The sequence below is a fragment of the Pseudomonas sp. LM13 genome (assembly GCF_041381355.1).
In the GTDB taxonomy this organism is placed as follows: domain Bacteria; phylum Pseudomonadota; class Gammaproteobacteria; order Pseudomonadales; family Pseudomonadaceae; genus Stutzerimonas; species Stutzerimonas frequens.
Genome location: NZ_JACBXH010000035.1, coordinates 24,952 through 47,289 on the forward strand (window position 1 = coordinate 24,952; position 22,338 = coordinate 47,289).

Genomic DNA, 22,338 nt, shown 5'->3' on the forward strand with positions numbered 1-22,338 from the left:
TACCCGGCCTTGCAAGCGGCTGAAAAACGGTAAAAAATCTGTGCAGTTGGGGTTCGACAAAGCCGATCCAGCTGCTATGATGCGCGCCGCTGGAGAGATGCCGGAGTGGCCGAACGGGACGGATTCGAAATCCGTTGTACCTTCGCGGGTACCTAGGGTTCAAATCCCTATCTCTCCGCCATTACATGTAGCCTGAACCCCTGTACTCGCGAGAGTGCGGGGGTTTTTGCTTTTCTGGGTTGGCGTTTACCGTGCGGGGCATCGGTATGCGATACGACCTGCCCGGGAGAGGACGGGCTTGCTGTTCATTCAGGTGCCGGGGAGGCTGATGTCGCAGTTGCAGCAGGGTTTCATCCTGACCCGCCACTGGCGAGAGACGCCTGCGGGTACCGAGGTGAGTTTCTGGCTCGCCACCGACAGCGGGGCGCGACGGGTGTGTGTGCCGTACCGGCATTCGGTCGCCTTCTTTGCGCAGGAGCGGCGCGCTTTCGTCGAGTCCATGCTGCGACAAGAGCCTGACATTGAGCTGCGGCCGCTCGACCTGCACGACTTCCATCATCGCCCGGTCATGGGGCTGTACTGCCGGTCGCATCGCCGACTGATGGACTGCGCGCGGCGGCTGCGCGATGTCGGTGTGGATGTCTACGAGGCGGATATCAGGCCGCCCGAGCGTTACCTCATGGAGCGCTTCATCACCGCACCGGTGTGTTTCGAGGATGGCGCCGATCGCGATGACGCCTCACCCGTGCAGCTCAAACCCGCGGCGGACTATCGTCCGAGGCTCAGGCTGGTCTCGCTGGACATCGAGACCACGGCCCGTGGCGATCTGTATTCCATTGCCCTGGAAGGCTGCGGCCAGCGTCAGGTCTATATGCTCGGCCCGGAAAACGGCGATGCTTCGGCCGTCGATTTTTCTCTGGAGTACTGCGAAAGCCGAAGCCAGTTGCTCGAACGGCTGAACACCTGGTTCGCCGAACACGACCCGGACGCGATCATCGGCTGGAATCTGGTGCAGTTCGACCTGCGGGTACTGCATGAACATGCGCAGCGCTTGCAGGTGCCGCTGCGCCTGGGGCGCGCCGGGGCGACGATGGAATGGCGCGAGCATGGCGCACGCAGTAATCACTTCTTCGCCGCGGCCGAGGGCCGGCTGATCATCGACGGTATCGAGGCGCTGCGCTCGGCGACCTGGAGCTTCCCCTCGTTCAGTCTGGAGAATGTCGCCCAGACCTTGCTGGGGGAGGGCAAGGCGATCGACAACCCCTACCAGCGCATGGCGGAGATCGACCGTATGTTCGCCGAGGACAAGCCGGCGCTGGCCCGCTACAACCTCAAGGATTGCGAGCTGGTGACGCGCATCTTCGCCCATACCGAGCTGCTGACGTTTCTCCTCGAGCGAGCCACTGTCACCGGCCTTGCGGCAGATCGCAGCGGCGGTTCGGTGGCGGCGTTCGAGCATCTTTATCTGCCGTTGATGCACCGGCAGGGCTTCGTTGCGCCTAACCTGGGCGCGTGCCAGGGTGAGGCGAGCCCGGGCGGTTTCGTGATGGACTCGCAGCCGGGGCTATACGAATCGGTGCTGGTGCTGGACTACAAGAGCCTGTACCCATCGATCATCCGCACCTTCCTCATCGACCCCGTGGGGCTGATCGAGGGGCTGCGCCAGCCGACCGGCGAGGCATCGGTTGCAGGCTTTCGCGGGGCGCGCTTCTCGCGCACCCGGCATTGCCTGCCGGCCATCGTCGAGCGCGTCTGGGAAGGGCGCGAGGCGGCGAAGCGCGAGCACAACAAGCCGTTGTCACAGGCGCTGAAGATCATCATGAATGCCTTCTACGGGGTGCTCGGCTCCAGTGGTTGCCGCTTCTTCGACCCCCGGTTGGCATCGTCGATCACTCTGCGTGGCCACGAGATCATGCGCCGCACGCGGGAACTGATCGAGGCCGAGGGTCACGTGGTGATCTATGGCGACACTGACTCGACGTTCGTCTGGCTGGGCCGGGCGCATTCGGATGAGGCGGCCGAACGCATCGGTCGCGACCTGGTACAGCGGATCAACGACTGGTGGCGTGGGCATCTGCGTGACGAGTATGGCTTGAGCAGTGCCCTGGAGTTGCAGTACGAAACGCACTTCCGGCGCTTTCTGATGCCGACGATCCGCGGCGCCGAGGAGGGCAGCAAGAAGCGCTATGCCGGCCTGGTCACGCGTGCCGATGGCAGCGATGGCATGGTGTTCAAGGGGCTGGAGACGGTGCGCACGGACTGGTCGCCGCTGGCGCAGCGCTTCCAGCAGGAGCTGTATCAGCGCATCTTCCATCGCCAGCCGCACCAGCATTACGTGCGTGAGTATGTGCGCCGAACCCTGGCTGGCGAGTTCGACAAGCTGCTGGTCTACCGCAAGCGCCTGCGTCGCCGGCTGGACGAATACCAGCGCAACGTGCCGCCGCATGTGCGGGCGGCGCGCCTGGCCGACGAGTGCAATGATCGTCTTGGTCGGCCGCGGCAGTACCAGCACGGCGGCTGGATCAGCTACCTGATCACCGTTGCCGGGCCTGAACCGCTGGAGGCGCGCGCCTCCGCCGTCGATTACGACCACTACGTGACGCGCCAGCTGCAGCCAGTGGCCGACGCGATCCTGCCCTTCGTCGGCGACGACTTCGCCTCGCTGATCGACGGGCAGCTGGGGTTGTTCTGACTGCTGGCCAGGCGTCATCTCCGGCGGCGAGGGGTCGAAGGGTTGTCTCTTTCCTTGCCGAGGCCCGCGCATGTTCCTTGTCCAGTTGCTGTTGCCGCTTTACGACAACGATCAGCAGGCGTTACCGAAACAGTTGTTCCGCACCGTGAGCAATGAGCTGATCGAGCGCTTCGGTGGATTGACCACCTACAGCCGTGCGCCGGCCAATGGCTACTGGCTGGAGGACGGCGAGAACGCGGTGCGAGACGAGACGGTGGTCTACGAAGTGATGGTCGATGAGCTGGACCGGGACTGGTGGGCGCAGTACCGAGCCGATCTGGGGCGCAGGTTTCGGCAGAAGTCGCTGGTGGTCAGGGCGCACAGCCTGACGCTACTGTAGGCGTCGATGGGCGGTGGGAGCGATGGCCAGGCAGGCCCGGCCATCGTCTGAGGTCACTTGCGGACCCAGTTGCCGTTGAGCTGGATGATCTGGCCGGGCGGCGTCTTTTCGATGGCCTTCTTGCCCGCGATGGCTTCGACGTCGCTGACGCTGATGCCGTTCTGCTTGGCGACGCGGTGATACTCGGCGCGGCGCGCCTGGTTGATCTGGCTGGCGATGTCCTCGGCGTTCTGGCTGGAGCGCACCACGCCCAGGTAGCCGTCGGGCTTCTCACCGAGCACGCCACTGGCCTTGGCTTCGCCCAGGGCGGACATGGCTTCGTTGAGGGTCATGGCCGCGGCGGGCAGGGCCAGCAGGAGCGCCAGGAGCAGGCTGGTCAGTTTCAGATAGGCTTTCATGGTCGTCCTCAGAACAGTCCGCTGTCTTGGTTGATGATCGAGTCGAGCTGCTTGTCCACGCGGATATAAATCTCGTGCTCGATCTTCACGTTCAGGTTGATATTGATTGGCTCGTTCGGCACGGCCAGTTCCACCCGCGGTGTACAGGCGCTGGCGAAGAGACCCAGCAGCACAATGGTCAGCGTATGGCGCAACCGCATGGCGGTTTCTCCTGTGTCTATTGCGGGTCTGCATTGCCTTGCCGGAGGCGTTCCTGCACCCGCCGTTGAATGGTTTCGCTTACCCGGTCGCTCAGCTGCAAGCTGGTCAACAGCGCCGGAATGTCCTCTTCCAGATTGATCGAGAAGTTGATCGGCCGACCACCTTCCAGGGCCGGGTTGCGGCCGTTCAGACGCAGCCCGAGGTTCAGCTTGCCGCGCCCATCATAGCGGACGTCGCTGGTGAGCAGATCATAGTGAAAATTGTGCAGGGCTTCGGTGACGATCTTCATGGCCGGATTCGCCTGGCCGAGGGCCTCGATCTTCGGCGAACGAAAGCGCAGCACGCCGCCCGGTCCTCGCGCGGCGAGCTTGCCATCCTGCACGCTCAGCCCTGCGGCGCTGCGCTGCACGTCGAAGCTGCCATCGATCAGGCCACTGCCGCTGAGGCCTTCGGTCGGATAGGCGGCGAGCACGTCGCCTAGTTGCACGCCCTCGAGCCGGGCGCTGAGCCGTTGCTGTGGTGCCGCGAGGTCAAGGGCGCCGGCCGGCAACCAGAAGCGTCCACCGAGGATCCGGGTTTCTGCGATCTGCCAGGTCAGGCGTCCCTTTGCCGGCAGGTCGATCGCGGCCTCGTAATGCCCGCGCAACAGCAACGGGCCGAAGGTGAAGCCGGGGTTGAGCTCGGCCAGCCGTAGTTCGCTGATGTCCAGTAGTAGGCGGTCGCGCTGCAGGCGGGCGGTCAGGCGTGCATCGAGTCCGGAAATCTCGCTGCGGTCGAAGATGCCGGCCAGGCCTCGCGCTTCGAGCGTCAGATTTGCAGTTGGTTTGCCATTGCCAGCGGGCAGCGTCAGCTTGCCGTCGCCCGACAGGCGACCACTGCTGAGCTCAAGCGACGCCGGCCATGCGGCCAGGCTGCCGGCGATCGGGTTGCCGGCGCGCAGGAAAATTTCCTGCAGCTTGCCGCCGACCTGCAAGGGTCCGTTCCAGCGCTGCTCGAGGTTAAGCGCCATTGTCAGTCCGGCATCGTTGCTCACGGAGCCATTGGCGTTCAGCGCTGTACTGTCGGCTTTCAGCTGGCCGCTCCAGCGCCAGCCCTGGGCGAGCAGCAGCGGGTGTTCGAGACGACTCAGGCGCAGCTCCAGCGGCCCTTCGGCACGCCAGGCGGTTGGTTGCTCAAGGTTGCGCTCGATCTGCAGTGCCAGTGTGCGTGGCAGCGTCGCGCTCAACTGACTGGCGACGACCTCGCCCGTGGCGAGGCGGGCCAGCTTGGCTTGGGATGATTTCTGCAGCTGCAGCTCGACCTTCTGGAGGTCGGCACGACCAGAGAAATCCAGAGTGGCGTCGAGGTTCTGCAGCGTCAGGGCGTCCAGCTGCAGCCGCGTGCTGCGTGTCTGTAGGCGGGCCTGCTCGATGTCCAGCGAATACGGGGGGGAGGTCGCCAGTCGCATGCGCGCCTGCAGGCTGGACGGTGCGCCGCCCTGGGCGTCCAGTCGAAGTTGCACGGGTAGCTGCCCTCGCGTCACCTGAGTGGCAATTGGCTCGACGCTGATATTCAGCTGGCTTGGGCGTAGCGCGGCCGGCACGTCCGTCAGCAGGGTGGACGCTGGACGCAGTTGTAGGTTGGCTTTCAGTTCGGTGGGCAACCACAGTCCATCCTGCCCTCGAGCGGCCAGGTCGAGGTCGCCCTGCAGCTCCCCGAGGCCTACGATGGGCCAGGCGGCCGGGATGTGCGCAGAGAGGCGCAGCTCGCCGGCTGCGTTCGGCCAGTCGTAGGTACCGCCGACGGTCTGCGCCAGGGCCAGTGCCCAGCCCGCACCGATGCGCATGTCGGTTGGCATATCTGGCAGGGCGGCGGTTGGCGTGGCCGTCCACTCGCCGAGCCAATCCAGGAGCCAGGGTGCCTCCGGTAGGTTGCCCATGGAAAGGGTGCCGTCCCATTGCAGCGTCTCGCCTGAGTGCTGCAGCCGGTTGCGGGCTTCCAGTCGTGGTTGGTCGTCGATAGCCAGCGTGGCCAGAACGAGGCTTTCCGCTGGCCCAGCGCTCTGTGCATCGATGATCAGTGAAAGCCTATGTTCGTTGCGTCGCAGGTCGAGGCGGCCAGCCAGCGGCAGCAACGATTCGCCCTTTCGCTCGAACCGCAGTGCCCCCCGTTCGTCGCAGCGCCCCTTGGCGCAGGGCAGGCTGACCCGCAGATCCGCTATGGTTAATCGCTGCGGGAGCCTGGCGGCCCATCGTTCGTACTGCTCGAGATTCGTTGCTGGCGGCTCGCTATCGCCGGCGGAGGTAAATGAGCGGATGTCCAGCTCAAGCTGTTCGATATGCAGCAAACGAGGCGGTAATGGGTGAAAAAGGCTGGCTAAATCCAGTGTGATGTTGGTGGCCTCGGTAGCCAGGCTGGGGCCGTTTTCAGGCGCTTGGATATAGCGCACGCGTTTTGCCGAAATACCGCTGGATGAGAGCCGCAGCCCTTGCCAGTCCAGCTGCTCGATGCCCTGTTCGTGTTTGAACGCCTGCCACTGATGCCAGGCGAACGCGGCGAGCACCAGGAGCAAGGCGAGCAGCCCGACGCACAGTAGTAAAACGGTTCTCCACGGTTTGGTCATGGCTGCATCCATAAAGCGAGGGCTACAGCATAGCCGTAGAACGGCCGTGGCGACCGTGCGCCGGCGAGGTGCACCGCAGGACACCAAGATTACGAAAAAGTTCGTTCCTGTAGCGCTGCAACCCTTGTGGCAAGCCGCTTTGCGTCCAGTGCGCTGAACTTGTGCACATTTGGGAAAGCCGTCTGTCAAGCGCTTATGACAAACTGTCGCAAACGCCTGGAATCCATAGATCGTTAATAACCAATTGAAAAATAAGCAATTTTTTCATTGGTGAAAAAAGCGTCAGTTTAACCGCAGCCCCCATGAGACGCGGGATCGAGAGATTTGTCTGCTGTTTGTCCACCGAGTTATCCACAGCTTCTGTGGATTACTAGGGTGTGTGATATGGATCTAATTTTTTCGCTTTTGACAAGACTTTAACTCTGTCGAAAAAGGAGTAGAGTGCGCGGCCTTATCCATCCAGCCCTTGATGTGCATGAGACCGCGTACTTCTGTTTCCGCTAGTCAGATCCCTTCCGCTTCCCCGTCGCGTCTGCCGCTGCGTATGGCGCTCTGGCTGCTCGACAGCCAGCGGCTGGGCAGCAAGCAAGGGGTCAAGCGGATTGCCGGCCGGTTGCTCAAACAGCCGGCGCGCGAGGGTGTGGTCGAAGCACAGAGTCGCCTTGGTCGCTTGCTGTGTTGCGAGTGCGATGGCCAGCGTGACCGCCGGATCGGCCTGGAACTGCTGCGTCAGGCGGCTCGCGCCGGAGACTGCGAGGCGCAGCTGGAGCTTGGCCGGTTGTACAGTCAGGCCGAGCACGCTGAGCCCGCCAAAGCACGGCAGTGGCTCGAACAAGCTGCGGCTCAGGGGTCCCAGGAAGCCCTGCGCTTCCTTCAGCGCGTCAAGGGCTGACCGGCTCGCCTGACCGGCCTCCTGCGGCTGGTTATACTGCCCGGCATTTCGCCGGAGCCTCTCATGTCGTTCGATCCCCTTCATCTATTGGTTGGCTTGGCGCTCGGCCTGATCGCCCTGGCCGGGCTCTGCCTGTCCCTCCAGCGGCGCCTGGCTGCTGGTCGCGCCGAGCAGGCAGCCCTCGATGAGCGCCTCCGTCAGGCGGTGCTCGCCGAGCAAGGTCTTGCGGCTCAGCTCGACGGCTGCAGGGGCGAGCTTGCCGAGTTGAACAGCATTCGATCAGCACAGCACGCCGAGCTGGCGGCGTTGCGTCGTGAGATCGAGTTGCTGCGGGCCCAGCGTGACGAGGATCTTGAAAGTATCGCCGACCTGCAGGCCGAACGTGACGCGCAGCAGGACGAGCTGCGACGCCTGAGCGCGGCCCATGCCGGCCTGGATGCCGAACTGCGCGAACAGCAGAACTCGCATCAGCAGCGTCTCGCTGATCTTCAGGCTGCCCGTGACGAGCTGCGCGCACAGTTCGCCGAGCTCGCCGGCAAAATCTTCGACGAGCGCGAACAGCGCTTCAGCGAGTCCAGTCACGAGAGGCTGGGGCAGCTGCTGGAGCCGTTGAAAGAGCGCATCCAGACGTTCGAGAAACGCGTCGAGGAAAGCTATCAGAACGAGGCGCGCGAGCGCTTTTCCCTGGCTCGCGAGCTGGAACGGTTACAGCAGCTGAACCAGCGGTTGGGCGATGAAGCGACCAACCTGACGCGCGCGCTGCAGGGCCAGAAAACCCAGGGCAACTGGGGTGAACTGGTGCTGGAGCGAGTGCTGGAACATGCAGGCCTGGAGAAGGGCCGCGAGTACCAGACGCAAGTCAGTCTGAAGAGTCCCGATGGCGAGCGCTTTCAGCCGGACGTGCTGATTCGCTTGCCCGGTGACAAGCAGGTGGTGGTGGATGCGAAGGTCAGCCTGACCGCCTATCAGGCGCTGACCTGTGCCGAAGACGATAACAGTCGTGCCTTGGCGCTGAAGCAGCATGTGCAATCTCTGCGCAGCCATTTGAAAGGGCTGTCGGTGAAGGATTACCAGCGTCTGGATGGGCTGCACAGCCTGGATTTCGTCTTGCTGTTCGTTCCGATCGAAGCTGCGTTCGCGGCGGCCTTGCAGGCCGACCCGGCGCTGTTTCAGGAGGCCTATGGTCGCCATGTGGTAATCGTCAGCCCGACCACGCTGCTGGCCACCCTGCGGGTCATCGACAGCCTCTGGCGGCAGGAGCGGCAGAGCCAGAACGCGCGTGAGATCGCCGAGAAGGCCGGGGCGCTGTACGACAAGTTCGTCGCCTTCATTCAGGACCTCGACGAAATCGGCAGCCGGTTGCAGCAGCTCGATCGCGCCTACCTGGCAGCGCGCGCCAAGCTCAGCGATGGGCGCGGCAATCTGGTAGGGCGCGCCGAGCAACTCAAGGCGCTTGGCGCTCGGGCCAGCAAGCGCCTGCCGGGCGACTGGCTGGAGCGGGCCGGTGCCGAAGCCGTTGGCGAGGCGGGCGACTAAGCGCCGGCTGGCTCAGCCTAGCAGCAACACCGCAAGCGCTGTCAGCAGGCCAGCGAACATGATCGGCAGCGTGCGCAGGGCCAGCTCGCGGCCGCCTATCACCGCGATCAGCATGGCCTTGACCAGGCTATTGCTCAGCGCCGCAAACACGATACCGCGCGCCGCCACCTCGTGGCTGAGTCCGTCGCGTGCCTTGCTGGCCAGCGACAGGGTAATCGCATCGACATCGGTCAGGCCCGCCAGCAGCGAAACCAGGTAGATGCCGGCGTCGCCCAGCCAGCGCCGTGCGCCTTCGACCAACAGAAGAATCAGCACGAGCAGGGCGGCGAAGCGCAGGGCCGGGCCCAGCTCGAACGGGTTCCTCAGCAAGGGTTCGGGATTGTCATCGGTGGTTCGCGCGGCGCGCAGATAGTAGAAGAGCGCGCCGACGGCGTAGATGGCACCAGCACACGCCAGCGGCAGCGTCAGACCGGACAGCAGCAGCGGATTGACCAGCCCCACCTCCAGCAGCACGCGCGGAAACATCAGCGCCGAAGTCGCCAGCAGGCCGGCCGCCAGAGCGGCGCGCAGCTTCGGTGCGTCAAGCCGGGCCAGCGTGATGGTCATGGCCGTGGAGGAGACGATACCGCCAAGCAGGGCGGTCACCAGCAGGCCATGACGAGTCCCGAGGACACGAATAGCGACGTACGCGGCGAAGCCGATACCGGCGATCAGCACGACCATCATCCAGGTCGTGTAGGGATTGAGCGCTTGCCAGGGGCCGTAACCCTGATTGGGCAGCGTCGGCAGCAGGACGACGGAGATGAACAGCATCTTCAATGCGCCGCCCAGCTCGGCCTCGCTGAGCCGCTTGAGTGCTTGGTGCAGGCGCGCCTTGAGGCTGAGCAGCAGGGCCACGACGATCGCACAGGCCGCTGCCAGCTGCCGGCTTTCCGCCACGGCCAGACTGCCGAGGACGAAAGTCAGCAACAGGGCGACCTCGGTAGTCATGCCGTGATCGCCGCTGCGCCGGGCATCGATCACGTAGCCGGCGATCACCAGCAGCGCCAGCATGCAGAACATGGCGACCCAGGCGATTGCGCCTAAATGGCTGGTGCTGGTTGCGGCGAGCCCGCCGAACAGACCGGCCAGGCCAAAGGTACGGATGCCGGCGACCAGCTCCTGGCCGGGACTCTCCCGGCCACTCCAGCTGCGTTCGGTACCGATCAGCAAGCCGACGGCCAGAGCCGTGGCGAGATTCAGAAATAGCTCGATTGTCATCGCTCACCTAGCGGCGCTGTCAGCAGATTGCCAGCAGTGTAACCGGCCGTGCGGCAGAGCGCTCGTGGCGCGGCAGGTGGCCTGGCGCCCACGGGCCCGATTCGCTCAGCGCAGGGTCAGGTGGCGGCTCATTAGTGCACGCAACGCAGCGGGTTTGACCGGCTTGGCCAGGTAGTCCAGGCCGCTGGCATGGATCGCCGCCACCAGCTCCGGGCGACCGTCAGCGCTGATCACCACGCCAGGTATCGGCTCGCCAAGACGAGTGCGCAGCCAGGCCATCAGTTCGGTACCGGTCTGGCCTTCGTCCAGGTGGTAGTCCACCAGCACCAGTTGCGGGCGGATGTCCTCGGCCAGCAGCGCCTCGCAGTCGGCGCGGTTGCGGGCGGTCCAGACCTGGCAGCCCCAGCGCGTGAGCAGGCTGTTCATGCCGACCAGGATACTGTCCTCGTTATCGATGCACAGCACCTGGGTGCCGGTCAGCGCGCTGAGCTGCGGCTCGCCGCGCTTGACTGCCGGGCGGGGCTGGCTGACCGAGCGCGCGATCGGGACGGTGACGCTGAACACGCTGCCCTTGCCGGGCCAGGAACGGACCTCCAGCGGATGGCCGAGCACGTGACACAGGCCGTCGGCGATTGCCAGGCCCAGTCCCAGGCCCTTCTCGGCGCGCGTCTGATGGCTGTCCAGTCGCTTGAACTCCTCGAAGATCACTTTCAGCTTGTCCTGTGGAATGCCCGGGCCGCGGTCCCAGACTTCCAGCCGCAGCGACGATCCCTGCCGGCGTACGCCCAGCACCACGTGACCCTTGGCGTAGCGGAACGCATTGGTCAGGAAGTTCTGCAGCACCCGTCGCAGCAGGCGTATGTCACTGTCCACGCGCAGCTTGCTGCCGTGCACTCGCAGGGTGATGCCTTGCTCGCGGGCGAGTGCCGTGAATTCGGTGCTCAGCGTGTCGAACAGCGTCGCCAGCGGGAACGGATTGCGATCCGGAGTGACTCGGCCGCTTTCCAGGCGTGAGATGTCCAGCAGGTCGGTGATCAGGTCCTCGGCCGAACGCAGCGAGCTGTCCAGATGCTGGATCAGCTCCTGCGCCTCCTTGGGCAATGCGCTCTGCTGGTGCGACAGCGCCGCGGAGAACAGCCGGGCCGCATTGAGTGGCTGCATCAGGTCATGGCTGACCGCAGCGAGGAAGCGGGTCTTCGACTGGTTGGCGGCTTCGGCGGTGCTCTTGGCTTCGATCAGTGCCTGGTTGAGCTGCGACAGCTCCTGGGTGCGCTCGCTGACGCGCTGCTCGAGCCCCTCGTTGGCGTCTTTCAGCGCGCGTTCGGCCTCGCGGTAGGCGGTGATGTCGCTGAAGCTCATGACGAAGCCGCCGCCCGGCATCGGGTTGCCGATCAGCTCGACGACGCGGCCGTTGGGGAACAGCCGCTCCGAGGTGTGAGCGCGGCCCTGGCGCATCCAGTACAGGCGCTTGGCCACGTGAGTATCCGGATCGCCGGGACCGCACAGTCCGCGTTCGGCGTTGTAGCGGATGATGTCGGCGATCGGGCGGCCGATGTAGACCAGCCCGTCCGGATACTCGAAGAGTTCGAGATAGCGGTGGTTCCAGGCCACCAGGCGCAGCGACTGGTCGACCACGCTGATGCCCTGGGTGATGTTTTCGATCGCGCCCTGCAGCAGTGCCCGGTTGAACTGCAGCACTTCCGAGGCTTCGCCGACGATGCGCACCACGTCGTCGACCTGCATGTCGCGGCCTTCGAGGGCGGCCTTGACCACTGCACGGGTGGAGGAAGCGCCGAGCACGCCGGCCAGCAGGCGCTCGGTATGTGCGATCCATTGGCCATCGGCCTGCAGCTTGGGCGAGAAGTCCTGGCCATGGCGGCGGGCGAAGCGATGGAAGCTCTGTTCGGCCCGCTCGGCGCCGACGAAGCGGGAGGCGAGCATCAGCAGGTCTTCGACCCGTACGGCAAGCAGGCGGCGGCCGCCAGTCGGCGAGGCGATTTCCTGGCCGATGAAGCGGCTTGCCTGCCAGTGTTCGGCGACATGTGTCTGACTCAGGATCGACACCCAGAAGAACAGCGTCGCATTGCCCACCAGCGACAGGGTCACGCCCAGGGTCAGTGCGCTGAGGCCGAAGCCCAGGCCGCCGTTGTACATCCAGCTCAGGCCCGGGAACATTTCCAGCGGCCAGCCCAGCAGAGGAACAATCAGCGTATAGAACCAGATTGCCGCGCCGGCGGTCAGGCCGGCGAACACGCCGCGACGGTTGGCCTGCTTCCAATACAGCGCACCAACCATCGCCGGGGCCAGCTGAGTGATGGCGGCGAAGGCGATCTGGCCGATTGTAGCCAGCGATGCCGTGGAGCCGAGCAGGCGGTAGCTGACATAGGCGAGCAGCAGGATCACGACGATGCTGATGCGACGTACCGAGAGCATCCAGTGACGGAACGCCTCGAACGGGCGCTCCGTTTCCTGTCGACGTAGCAGCCAGGGCAGCAGCATGTCGTTGGAGACCATGGTCGACAGCGCCACGCTGGCGACGATGACCATGCCGGTCGCCGCCGAAGCGCCGCCGATGAAGGCCAGCAGCGCCAGCCACGGATGCAGTTCGGCCAGCGGCAGGCTGATCACGAAGGAGTCAGGAGTGACGCCCGCCGGCAGCAGCATTTGCCCGGCAAGCGCGATCGGCACGACGAACACGGCGGCCAGCACCAGGTAGAGCGGGAATACCCAGCGCGCCAGGCGGAAGTCGCGCGGCTCGATGTTTTCCACTACCGAAACGTGAAACTGCCGCGGCAGACAGACGATCGCCATCATCGCGACGGTGGTCTGGACCAGCATGGCTGACCAGTTGACGTTCTCGCTCCAGAAGTCGGCAAGTTCGGGGGCGTCGTGGGCGCGGTTGAACAGGTCGCCGAAGCCGTCGAACAGGCCGAAGGTGACGAAGGCGCCCACCGCCAGGAATGCCAGCAGCTTAATCAGTGATTCGAAAGCGATCGCCAGGACCATGCCTCGATGGTGCTCGGTGACATCCAGGTTGCGCGTGCCGAAGAGAATGGTGAACAGCGCCAGGACGATCGAGACGATGAGCGCGGTGTCGCGGGTGCCGGTTCCTGCAGCCTCGATGTTGATGCCGCTCAGCACGTTCACCCCGAGCACGATGCCCTTGAGCTGCAGCGCAATATACGGCAGCACACCGACCAGGCAGATCAGCGTGACGACCACTGCGAGCAGCTGCGACTTGCCGTAGCGTGCCGCGATGAAGTCGGCGATGGAGGTGATGTTTTCCTGCTTGCTGATCATGATCATCTTCTGGATCACGTGGGGTGCGAACAGCAGCAACAGAATCGGGCCGAGGTAGATCGGTAGGAACGCCCACAGTTGCTCGGCGGATTGGCCGACCGCACCGAAGAATGTCCAACTGGTGCAGTACACCGCCAGCGACAGGCTATAGACCCACGGCCGCAGGCGGTGTGACAGGGAGGCGTTGTTGCGGTCGCCATAGAAAGCGATGGCAAACAGAATGGCCATGTAGACGAGGGCGACCGCAGCGATCAGCCCGCCTGACAGCGTCATGCAAACTCCAGAAGCAAGGGGGTGCCGGACCGGCATCGGCGTGCCGTGGCGGGCGCCGAATTTAATCAGTCCTGGCGACTCATTAGTATGGTGAATTCGTGAAGTTTCGCAGCATTGGCGTGCCCGTGTACGGTGTTGCTACCAAGGTCGCATGTGTCTAGCACGGGCATGCCGGCCGTCCTTTAACTACCGCATCACGCGCGCTGCTGAAGTTGCCCGGCAACGGCCAGCCATCCACAAGCCTTTACAGGAGATCGCCATGTTCAGCCCACTTCCGGTAACCCTGCAACGCGGAGCGCTGCGTCTGGAGCCGATGGTGGACGCGGATATCCCCGAGCTGGTCGCCCTGGCTGAGAGAAACCGCGCCGAGCTGGCCTACATGAATGGCCCGCTGCGCCCGGATTGGTATCGCCAGGCCGTTGCCGAGCAGCGCGACGGCAGGGCTGTGGTATTCAGCATTCGGATGGCCGAGCGCCTGGTCGGCACCACGCGCTTCGCTGACTTCGTCAGCGGCCTTCCGGCCGCCGAGCTGGGCTGGACCTGGCTCGACCAGGCGGAGCATGGCAGCGGCTTGAACGCCTCGATCAAGTTCCTGCTGTTGCGCCATGCATTCGAGGAGTGGCAACTGGTCCGGCTGCAGTTGAAGACTGCGGCCAGCAATCTGCGCTCCCAGCGCGCGATCGAGAAGCTCGGCGCACAGCGCGAAGGCCTGCTGCGCAACCATCGCCGGCTGGCGGACGGCCGGCTCGACGATACGGTGCTGTACAGCATCACCGACCGCGAATGGAGCCAGGTCCGGCAGCGGCTCGCAGCCGACTGATCTCGGGCGCCGCTCTGGATCGCCTGTTGCCGCCAGTTCGGTTATCGTGCGGTGCTTTGTCGCAACAGTCCGCTCGATCGACCGAAGCCTTTCGTCGTGCCATGCCCGTAGAGTCGGTGGTGCGGCGTATGGTTCGTCGACGCGAGGCCTACAAGGAGTTCCTATGTCCCGCTCGCAAGAGTTCGCCCACGGTTGCCGTGACATCCTGCCGCTGATTCTCGGGGCGATCCCCTTCGGCGTCATTTTCGGCACGCTGGCGGTGGGGGCGGGCCTGACGGGCTGGCAGGCGATGGGGATGTCCACGCTGGTATTCGCCGGCTCCGCGCAGTTCATCGCGATCACCCTGATCACCGGTGGGGTCGGCGCGGCGGTAGTGCTGCTCACCACATTCGTTGTGAACCTTCGTCACGCCTTGTACAGCGCCGCCTTGCAGCCGTTCGTTCGCCATCTGCCTGGCCGTTGGCGTGCGCCGTTGGCGTTCTGGTTGACGGACGAGGCATTCGCTGTGGTGCAGAATCGCTATGCGCGCGACGACGCATCGCCCTACAAGCACTGGTTCTTTCTCGGGGCGGCGTTGACCATGTACGTCAACTGGCAATTGTCGACGCTCGTGGGGATCGCCTTTGGCCAGGCCGTGCCGGATATCGCCAGCTGGGGACTGGACTTCGCCATGATTGCCACCTTCATCGGCATTGCCGTGCCGATGATGCGTACCCGCCCTCAGGTGGCGTCGGCAGTGGTCGCTGGCGGCGTGGCGCTGCTGACCTGGGAACTGCCCTACAAGCTCGGGCTGATTGCCGCCGCGCTGGCGGGCATCGTCATCGGCGTATGGCTGGAGCGACGGGCCGAAGCCGCGGCCCGACCGCAGGGGGCGCTATGAATACGTGGCTGCTGATCCTAGGCATGCTGGCGATCACCTTCGTGATCCGCTACAGCTTCTTTGCCTGGCCAAATCTGCGCTTTCCACGCGCCATCGAGCAGGGCCTGCATTACGTGCCGGTGGCGGTGCTGACCGCGATTGTGGTGCCCGGCATGCTGATGCCGGACGGGCAGTTGGCGTTGAACTGGGACAACGCCTATCTGCTGGCCGGGCTGCTGGCCATCGCCATCGCCGCGTTCAGCCGCAACCTGCTGGCGACCATCGCCGGCGGTCTGCTGAGCTTCTTCGTGCTGCGCTGGGCGCTCGGGCAGTTGCCGATATGAGAGGCGAGTCAGCCAAACGCGCCGCGCGATCGGCGTCGGCCAGGGACGAGCAAGCGCCACGCTCGCAGTTCCGTCTGCTTGGCAAGCGCCGGTTTCTGCCGTTCTTCTGTACCCAGCTGCTGGGTGCATTCAACGACAACGTGTTCAAGCAAGCCCTGATCCTTGCGATTCTGTTCAAGCTCGGCACGGCCGCCGACAAGAGTCTGCTGATCAACCTCTGCGCGTTGCTGTTCATCCTGCCGTTCTTTCTCTTTTCCGCGCTGGGCGGACAGCTGGGCGAGCGCTTCGAGAAGGCCGCGCTGATCCGCCGGATCAAGTTCGCCGAGATCCTCATCATGCTGGCCGGTGCGCTGGGTATGCTGCTGGGCAACTTGCCGCTGCTGCTCTTGGTGCTGTTCTGCATGGGGACCCAATCGGCGCTGTTCGGCCCGGTCAAGTATTCGATCCTGCCGCAACAGCTGGCCGAGGACGAACTGGTCGGCGGCAATGCACTGGTGGAGATGGGAACGTTCCTGGCCATTCTCGGCGGCACCATCGGTGCGGGTGTGCTGATGGCGAGCGACGCCTATGCGGAGTGGGTGGCGCTCAGCGTGGTGCTGATCGCCTTGATCGGGTATCTGGCCAGCCTCGCGATTCCCGCTGCGACGGCCGCCTTGCCAACATTGCATATGGACTGGCGCGTGCTGCGCCAGTCATGGCGAATCCTGCGGCTGGGCTTCGGCCAGCAGCGCGCCGTGTCCCGGGCGATGCTGGGCAATTCTTGGTTCTGGTTTCTTGGCGCAACCTACCTGACGCAGATCCCGGCGTTTGCCAAGGACTATCTCGGCGGCGATGAAAGCGTGGTCACGCTGATCCTCACCCTGTTCTCGGTGGGCATCGCGCTGGGGTCGCTGCTCTGCGAACGACTGTCCCGGCATCACGTGGAGATCGGCCTGGTGCCATTCGGGGCGATCGGTCTGAGCCTGTGCGGGGTGCTGCTTTGGTGGCATGCCGGCGAGCATCCGTTGCCTGCGGCCAGCGTGGACTGGCTGACCCTGCTTGGTGAGCCTTCCGCCTGGTGGATACTGGCGGACATCCTCGGGCTGGGGATCTTCGGCGGCGTTTACATCGTCCCGCTGTATGCCCTGATCCAGTCACGCAGTGTGGTGCACGAGCGCTCGCGGGTGGTGGCGGCGAACAACATTCTCAATGCGCTGTTCATGGTCGCCTCGGCGATCATCGCGATCGTGCTCTTGGTCGTGCTGAAACTGTCGATACCGCAGCTGTTCCTGGTCGTCTCGCTGCTCAGCGTACTGGTCTGCGGCGCGCTGTTCATCGATGCACCGGAGTTCATCGAGCGCTTCCTGCTCTGGGCATTGGGGGATCGGCTGGGAGGGAAATTGCTGGTGCAGCTCGGATTGCGCTGAGGCGGGGAAGGGGGCGCCGGGCGGCGCCCCCTGCGGGTTAGATGCCCTGCGGAACCTCTTCGCCACCGAACGCTTCGAACAGCGCCGGCAGAAATTCGCGGAAGGTCATCATCATCAGCAGGAAGCTGGCGTCCTGCTGGGCGAGGGCATCGTCGCCACCATCCTGTTCGGCCTGGTCCTGCAGCAGCTCCTCGAAGCGCAGGCGCTTGATGATCAGCTTGTCGTCCAGCACGAAAGACAGCTTGTCCTGCCAGGCCAGTGACAGCTGGGTGACCTGCTTGCCGGCTTCCATATGCTGCTGGATCTCGTCGCTGGTCAGGTCCTGGCGCTTGCAGCGCACCACACCGCCATCTTCGTGGGTGTCGCGCAGTTCGCACTCGTCGAGCACGAAGAAGTCCTCAGCGGCTTTCTGTGTCTTGACCCAGTCGGTAAGCGTGGCGCTGGGCGCGATCTTCACCGTCAGCGGGCGCACCGGCAGCGAGCCGATCGCTTCACGCAGGGTAGACAGCAGGTCTTCGGCCTTCTTCGGGCTGGCCGAGTTGACCAGGATCAGACCGCGCTCGGCATCGATCGCGGCGAAGGTGCCGGACTTGCGAATGAAGGCGCGTGGCAGGAAGGCCTGGATGATCTCGTCCTTGATCTGGTCGCGCTCCTTCTTGTAGACCTTGCGCATCTGCTCGGCCTCGATTTCGTCGACCTTCTCCTTCACCGCGTCCTTGACCACGCTGCCGGGCAGGATGCGTTCCTCCTTGCGCGTGGCGATCAGCAGGAAACCTTGGCTGACATGCACCAGCGGGGCGTCTTCGCCCTTGCCGAACGGCGCGACGAAACCATAGGTGCTTAGCTCCTGGCTGGCGCAGGGGCGGGCGGGTTTGGCGGCCAGTGCAGCTTCGAGCGTCTCCGCATCTAGCGCGACATCCTGGGTGAGACGGTATACGAGCAGGTTGCGAAACCACATGGCGGGGTAGATCTCCGGAAAGCAAAGGGGTGCATTATTCCTGCCTGGCCAGTTCAGGCCAACCCTGCCGGCGGTTAATGCGCAGCAGGTGGGGAAAAACGGCTGGTAAACCGGGTGTTTCCTAAGTCTTTGGAACTTCTGCAATTTTTTTTTCAAAAGGGGGTTGCCAAGGTGCGGAACCCTCTCTAGAATGCGCCCCACTTCGAGAGCAAACGGGTGATTAGCTCAGCTGGGAGAGCATCTGCCTTACAAGCAGAGGGTCGGCGGTTCGATCCCGTCATCACCCACCACTCGAGGTTTAGCGCAGCGGTAGTTCAGTCGGTTAGAATACCGGCCTGTCACGCCGGGGGTCGCGGGTTCGAGTCCCGTCCGCTGCGCCATATTCGCTTCACGGGAATACTGAACGCCCTGAAGCAACGAAGAAAACGGCCTAAGAGGCCGTTTTTTTTTGCCCGCTTTCTGGCGGTCCGGATCGCTGCCCCGGTTCATTCATCGCCCCGCGCAGAAATGCTACGCGCTTCCTTTCTTTGCCATCTCTTTACGATCGTTGCCGGGAGGCGCGGTAGCCAGTGTCCGGATGCACTGATAAGCTCGGCCATTCGTTATCGATATGCCTCCAGCGTAATTAAGGAAACAGCATGAGACTGAGACATCAACGTTTGGCACCTGCGGTTGCGCTGGTCGGCCTGGTACTTGCCGGCTGCGATTCGCAGACCAGTGTCAAACTGGACACTCCGGCGCAGAAGGCGTCCTACGGTATCGGCCTGAACATGGGCAAGAGCCTTGCGCAGGAGGGCATGGATGATCTCGATTCCCAGGCTGTAGCGCAGGGTATCGAAGACGCCATCGGCAACAAGGAGCAGAAGCTCACCGATGAGCAGCTGATGGAAGCCTTCACGTTCCTGCAGACGCGCGCCGAAGAGCGTATGGCCGAGATGAACGCCAAGGCGGTCGAGGCCGGCAAGAAGTTTCTCGAAGAGAATGCCAAGCGTGAGGGTGTGAAGACCACAGAATCCGGCCTGCAGTACGAAGTCATCAAGTCGGCCGAGGGGCGTCAGCCGACTGAGAACGACGTAGTGACCGTTCACTACGAAGGCAGCCTGACCGATGGCACCGTTTTCGATAGCTCGATCAAGCGCGGCAGTCCGATCGACCTGCCGGTTGGCGGTGTGATTCCTGGCTGGGTCGAAGGCCTGCAGCTGATGCACGTCGGCGAGAAGTTCAAGCTCTATATCCCGAGCGAGCTGGCCTACGGCGAGCAGAGCCCGAGCCCGCTGATTCCGGCCAATTCGGTGCTGGTATTCGATCTCGAACTGCTGGACATCAAAGGTGACGAGGCCGAGGAGTCGGCTGCCGAGCAGCCTGCGGAGGCCCCGGAGCAGCAGTAAGCTAAATCGCTGGAAACGAAAACGCCCCGATCTGATCGGGGCGTTTTGTTTTGCGACCGTGCTTGGTGGATCAGTCGTCCATTTGCGACTGCAGGTAGTTCTCCAGGCCGACCTTGTCGATCAGGCCCAGCTGGGTTTCCAGCCAGTCAATATGTTCTTCCTCGGACTCGAGGATGTCTTCCAGCAGCTCCCGGCTGCCGTAGTCGCCGACGCTTTCGCAGTAGGCGATGGCGACCTTCAGATCCTGTACGCCGCCCTGTTCCAGCTTGAGATCGCACTCGAGCATCTCGCGGGTGTTCTCGCCGATCAGCAGCTTGCCGAGATCCTGCAGATTCGGCAGTCCTTCGAGGAAGAGGATGCGCTTGATCAGCTTGTCGGCATGCTTCATCTCGTCGATGGATTCGTCGTACTCGTGCTTGCCGAGCTTGCCGAGGCCCCAGTCCTCGTACATTCGCGCGTGCAGGAAGTACTGGTTGATGGCTACCAGCTCGTTACCGAGGATCTTGTTGAGATGCTGAATGACCAGCTTGTCGCCTTTCATGGAGTTGTCTGCCTGGGCCGGTGGAAATAAATGCAGTCTGGGCACGCCAGGTCGAGCTGTCAAACCGTAACACTGTGCTAAGTGCTTGAATCAGAAAGCCAAAATCCAATGAGAATGGTTGCGTTCTGCGTCGCTTTAGCAAGCCTATGATTTGCGGGCAAAAAAAAGCCGGGTTCGCCCCGGCTCTTCTGGAATCCGTTTGTTCAAGCCTGGGCGAAACTGGCAGGGAAGGCGAGGGAGGCCTGGGCATTCTGTACGTCGCTGAGTGTTTCGCGCACCACCTGCTTGGCGACGCAGGCGCATTTGCCGCATTGGGTGGCCACGCCGGTGGTCTCGCGGACCTCACGGTAACTGCAGCAGCCATCGTAGATGGCATCGCGAATCTGACCGTCGGTGACGCCTTGGCAAAGACAGACGTACATAAACACTGCTCGCTGTAGTTCGTTGATGCGGGTGATGCTAATCAGAATGAGAATAGTTGTCAAAGATCGTTCGTCGGCTTGTTGTCAGGGAGTGGGGAAAGAAGGGCTGCTGCGCTGCATTGTGCTCATGCATCCGAGCGACGCCCTGGCGCCCGTCGGTGCTTGCTGGCTTCTTGCCTCAGGCGCCGCGTAAACTGCCGTCCTCTTTGATCCCGCCTTTATCCGAGCCCAGTGAAGGATGCGGGGCTATTCCTGCGGAGCTGCACTGTGCATCTGGACGTTCCCACCCTGACGCTGGTGGACATATATGTGCTGCTCCTGCTCGGCGTACTGGTATTCTGCGCCTGGCGTAGCGGGCAGCGGGATTCGACGCTGGGTTGCACCTGTCTCATGCTGCTGTTCGGGACCGTCTCTACGGTGCTTGGCTCTCTGCGAGGCCTCGGTATCGACGTGGTGCCGATCGTGCTCGGCAACATCGCCCTGCAGCTGGCGCTGGCCATGAACTGGACGGCGATGCGCACCTTCGCCGGCCGGCGGCCTTATCTGCCTGGCATCGTTGCCGGGGCGCTGCTTTGGGGCGGGCTGTGTCTGGTGCCGGCGTTTTACTCGTCGCTGACTGCTCGGCTACTGCTGGCTTCGGCGCTGACGGTCATCTATACCGCGCTTGCCATGTTCGAACTCTGGCGTAGCCGGCTGCAAATATCCGTGTCACTGCGGCCCGCCATCGGGTTGATGATGTTCCATGTGGCGTTCTATCTGCTGCGCATGGTGGTGGACCGCGGCCAGCCGTTCGGTGACCCGGAGGCGGTGAGTTTCTTCGCCTTCGTGATCTTCGAGACGTTGCTCTATGCCATCGGAATTTCCTTCGTCACCCTGGCGATGGTCCGTGAGCGCGCCGAGCAGCAATATCGGCACGCCTCGCTCAGCGATCCGCTGACCGGCATCGGCAACCGGCGTTCGTTCATCGATGCCGGACAGGCTTTGCTCCAGCGTGGGCGCCTGCGTGGTGAACCGGTGGCTTTGCTGCTTTGTGATCTGGACTTCTTCAAGCGGCTCAACGACACCTTCGGTCATCAGGCTGGTGATCGCGCGCTGATCGATTTTGGCCAGGTGATCGCACGACGAATGCGGCGGCAAGATGTGTTCGGGCGGATCGGTGGTGAGGAGTTCGCCTGTCTGTTGGCCGATGCCGACGCGCTTGTCGCTCGCGAGGTGGCCGAGCGTATCCGTGCTGAGTTCGCGGCCATGCCCTTCGCCGAGCAAGGGCGGTTGAGCGTCAGCATCGGTGTGGCGGCTACCACCTCGCGTTACGAACTCGATGAGCTATTGGCGCAGGCTGATAGGGCGCTTTACGTGGCCAAGGCTGCGGGCCGCAATTGCACCCGCCTGGCCTGCGAAGATGGTGGGGCGCTGGTCGAGACTGCCACCGCTGCGCGGGGCGCGCCGAGGGTCGAGCTTTGAGGTAGACTGCCTGCCTTTTTTCCAACACGAAGCCCGCCAAAATGGCCCTGCAAGCTACGCCTTACAAAGTCGAGCTGAACCTCACGGACTTGGACCGTGGCGTCTATGAGAATCTGCGCTTCACCGTTGCCAGGCACCCTTCGGAAACCGAGGAGCGCCTGGGTGTGCGTCTGATCGCTTATGCGCTCTGGTATAGCGAGCAGCTGGCGTTCGGCCGCGGGCTGTCGGAAGTGGATGAACCGGCGCTCTGGGAGAAGAGCCTGGATGGCCGCGTCCTGCACTGGATCGAGATCGGTCAGCCGGACGCCGAGCGCCTGACCTGGTGCTCGCGGCGCGCCGAGCGAGTCAGTCTTTTGGCCTACGGCAACCTGCGGGTCTGGCAGGGCAAGGTGGTCGAGGCGGTTAAGGGGCTGAAGAACCTTTCCATCGCCACGGTCGGCTCCGAGTCGCTTGCCGACCTGGTGAAAGACCTGCCGAGAAGCCTGCAATGGGGGGTGATGATCAGCGACGGTACGCTGTTCATCACCGACGAGCGCGGGCAGTTCGAAGTGTCGCTCAGCTGGCTGCTCGGCGAGCGCTGATGGCATGACCTGTTCGCCGCGTTGA

At 63.6% G+C, this 22,338-nt stretch carries 19 protein-coding genes and 3 tRNA genes; 14 read left to right on the top strand and 8 right to left on the bottom strand.

The window, feature by feature from the left end; translation table 11 throughout:
* Window positions 1-91 precede the first annotated feature (91 nt).
* The 3 genes from HZR81_RS18460 to HZR81_RS18470 all read left to right on the top strand — a co-directional run bounded on the left by HZR81_RS18460 (window position 92) and on the right by HZR81_RS18470 (window position 3,071).
* A tRNA-Ser gene (locus HZR81_RS18460) sits at window positions 92-181 on the top strand.
* 147 nt (window positions 182-328) lie between these two features.
* A complete protein-coding gene (locus tag HZR81_RS18465; protein WP_500128929.1) occupies window positions 329-2,692 on the top strand; it encodes a DNA polymerase II in 2,364 nt (787 codons plus the stop codon).
* A gap of 70 nt (window positions 2,693-2,762) precedes the next feature.
* Window positions 2,763-3,071: a hypothetical protein gene (locus tag HZR81_RS18470; protein WP_500128921.1), complete on the top strand. Its 309-nt coding sequence runs from the start codon at window positions 2,763-2,765 to the stop codon at window positions 3,069-3,071.
* A gap of 53 nt (window positions 3,072-3,124) precedes the next feature.
* On the opposite strand, the gene HZR81_RS18475 is transcribed toward HZR81_RS18470, so the two are convergent.
* From HZR81_RS18475 to HZR81_RS18485, 3 genes are read right to left on the bottom strand one after another with little or no spacing between them, the layout of a single operon-like run.
* Window positions 3,125-3,469 (bottom strand): YdbL family probable chaperone protein, encoded by a 345-nt coding sequence (locus HZR81_RS18475; RefSeq protein WP_063540005.1) that lies wholly within the window; start codon window positions 3,467-3,469, stop codon window positions 3,125-3,127.
* 8 nt (window positions 3,470-3,477) lie between these two features.
* On the bottom strand, window positions 3,478-3,669 hold the full coding sequence (locus HZR81_RS18480; protein ID WP_013983382.1) for a YnbE family lipoprotein: 192 nt from the start codon (window positions 3,667-3,669) through the stop codon (window positions 3,478-3,480).
* Between the two features lie 17 nt (window positions 3,670-3,686).
* Window positions 3,687-6,272, bottom strand: coding sequence for an intermembrane phospholipid transport YdbH family protein (locus HZR81_RS18485; protein ID WP_500128922.1), 2,586 nt, complete (start codon window positions 6,270-6,272; stop codon window positions 3,687-3,689).
* A gap of 544 nt (window positions 6,273-6,816) precedes the next feature.
* Here HZR81_RS18485 and HZR81_RS18490 point away from each other — a divergent pair.
* A complete protein-coding gene (locus HZR81_RS18490; protein WP_208218696.1) occupies window positions 6,817-7,164 on the top strand; it encodes a tetratricopeptide repeat protein in 348 nt (115 codons plus the stop codon).
* Window positions 7,165-7,227: 63 nt separating this feature from the next.
* Complete coding sequence (locus tag HZR81_RS18495; protein WP_500128923.1) at window positions 7,228-8,700, top strand: DNA recombination protein RmuC; 1,473 nt, start codon at window positions 7,228-7,230, stop codon at window positions 8,698-8,700.
* A gap of 12 nt (window positions 8,701-8,712) precedes the next feature.
* Here the strand turns inward: HZR81_RS18495 and HZR81_RS18500 are convergent, their stop codons facing one another.
* Together HZR81_RS18500 and HZR81_RS18505 are read right to left on the bottom strand one after the other, a co-directional pair.
* Complete coding sequence (locus HZR81_RS18500; protein WP_500128924.1) at window positions 8,713-9,960, bottom strand: MgtC/SapB family protein; 1,248 nt, start codon at window positions 9,958-9,960, stop codon at window positions 8,713-8,715.
* Between the two features lie 105 nt (window positions 9,961-10,065).
* On the bottom strand, window positions 10,066-13,533 hold the full coding sequence (locus HZR81_RS18505) for a hybrid sensor histidine kinase/response regulator (RefSeq protein WP_500128925.1): 3,468 nt from the start codon (window positions 13,531-13,533) through the stop codon (window positions 10,066-10,068).
* 259 nt (window positions 13,534-13,792) lie between these two features.
* Between HZR81_RS18505 and HZR81_RS18510 the strand changes: the two genes are divergently transcribed.
* The 4 genes from HZR81_RS18510 to HZR81_RS18525 all read left to right on the top strand — a co-directional run bounded on the left by HZR81_RS18510 (window position 13,793) and on the right by HZR81_RS18525 (window position 16,962).
* On the top strand, window positions 13,793-14,353 hold the full coding sequence (locus tag HZR81_RS18510; RefSeq protein ID WP_063539999.1) for a GNAT family N-acetyltransferase: 561 nt from the start codon (window positions 13,793-13,795) through the stop codon (window positions 14,351-14,353).
* Window positions 14,354-14,516: 163 nt separating this feature from the next.
* Window positions 14,517-15,233 (top strand): AzlC family ABC transporter permease, encoded by a 717-nt coding sequence (locus tag HZR81_RS18515; RefSeq protein ID WP_102840072.1) that lies wholly within the window; start codon window positions 14,517-14,519, stop codon window positions 15,231-15,233.
* Window positions 15,230-15,556 carry an AzlD domain-containing protein gene (locus HZR81_RS18520; RefSeq protein WP_102840073.1) on the top strand — a complete coding sequence of 109 codons (327 nt, stop codon included), beginning with the start codon at window positions 15,230-15,232 and terminating at the stop codon, window positions 15,554-15,556. Before HZR81_RS18515 ends, HZR81_RS18520 begins: the two co-directional genes overlap by 4 nt.
* Window positions 15,553-16,962, top strand: coding sequence for an MFS transporter (locus HZR81_RS18525; RefSeq protein WP_133456583.1), 1,410 nt, complete (start codon window positions 15,553-15,555; stop codon window positions 16,960-16,962). Before HZR81_RS18520 ends, HZR81_RS18525 begins: the two co-directional genes overlap by 4 nt.
* 37 nt (window positions 16,963-16,999) lie before the next feature.
* Here the strand turns inward: HZR81_RS18525 and rdgC are convergent, their stop codons facing one another.
* Window positions 17,000-17,920, bottom strand: coding sequence for a recombination-associated protein RdgC (rdgC, locus tag HZR81_RS18530; RefSeq protein WP_102840075.1), 921 nt, complete (start codon window positions 17,918-17,920; stop codon window positions 17,000-17,002).
* A 214-nt stretch (window positions 17,921-18,134) separates the two neighbouring features.
* On the opposite strand from rdgC, the gene HZR81_RS18535 reads away from it, so the two are divergent.
* The 3 genes from HZR81_RS18535 to bamJ all read left to right on the top strand — a co-directional run bounded on the left by HZR81_RS18535 (window position 18,135) and on the right by bamJ (window position 19,308).
* Window positions 18,135-18,210 (top strand) — tRNA-Val (locus HZR81_RS18535).
* 13 nt (window positions 18,211-18,223) lie between these two features.
* A tRNA-Asp gene (locus HZR81_RS18540) sits at window positions 18,224-18,300 on the top strand.
* 264 nt (window positions 18,301-18,564) lie between these two features.
* Entirely contained in the window at window positions 18,565-19,308 is a 744-nt protein-coding gene (bamJ, locus tag HZR81_RS18545; RefSeq protein WP_409520337.1) for a BamJ family beta-barrel-assembly machinery protein, read from the top strand.
* Window positions 19,309-19,378: 70 nt separating this feature from the next.
* Here bamJ and bfr read toward each other — a convergent pair whose 3' ends face one another.
* Window positions 19,379-19,849: a bacterioferritin gene (gene bfr / locus HZR81_RS18550; protein ID WP_011913876.1), complete on the bottom strand. Its 471-nt coding sequence runs from the start codon at window positions 19,847-19,849 to the stop codon at window positions 19,379-19,381.
* 203 nt (window positions 19,850-20,052) lie between these two features.
* Window positions 20,053-20,271: a bacterioferritin-associated ferredoxin gene (locus tag HZR81_RS18555; protein WP_063539993.1), complete on the bottom strand. Its 219-nt coding sequence runs from the start codon at window positions 20,269-20,271 to the stop codon at window positions 20,053-20,055.
* Window positions 20,272-20,538: 267 nt separating this feature from the next.
* On the opposite strand from HZR81_RS18555, the gene HZR81_RS18560 reads away from it, so the two are divergent.
* Window positions 20,539-21,732: a GGDEF domain-containing protein gene (locus HZR81_RS18560; RefSeq protein ID WP_500128926.1), complete on the top strand. Its 1,194-nt coding sequence runs from the start codon at window positions 20,539-20,541 to the stop codon at window positions 21,730-21,732.
* 41 nt (window positions 21,733-21,773) lie between these two features.
* Window positions 21,774-22,313: a YaeQ family protein gene (locus HZR81_RS18565; RefSeq protein WP_500128927.1), complete on the top strand. Its 540-nt coding sequence runs from the start codon at window positions 21,774-21,776 to the stop codon at window positions 22,311-22,313.
* Window positions 22,314-22,338 lie beyond the last annotated feature (25 nt).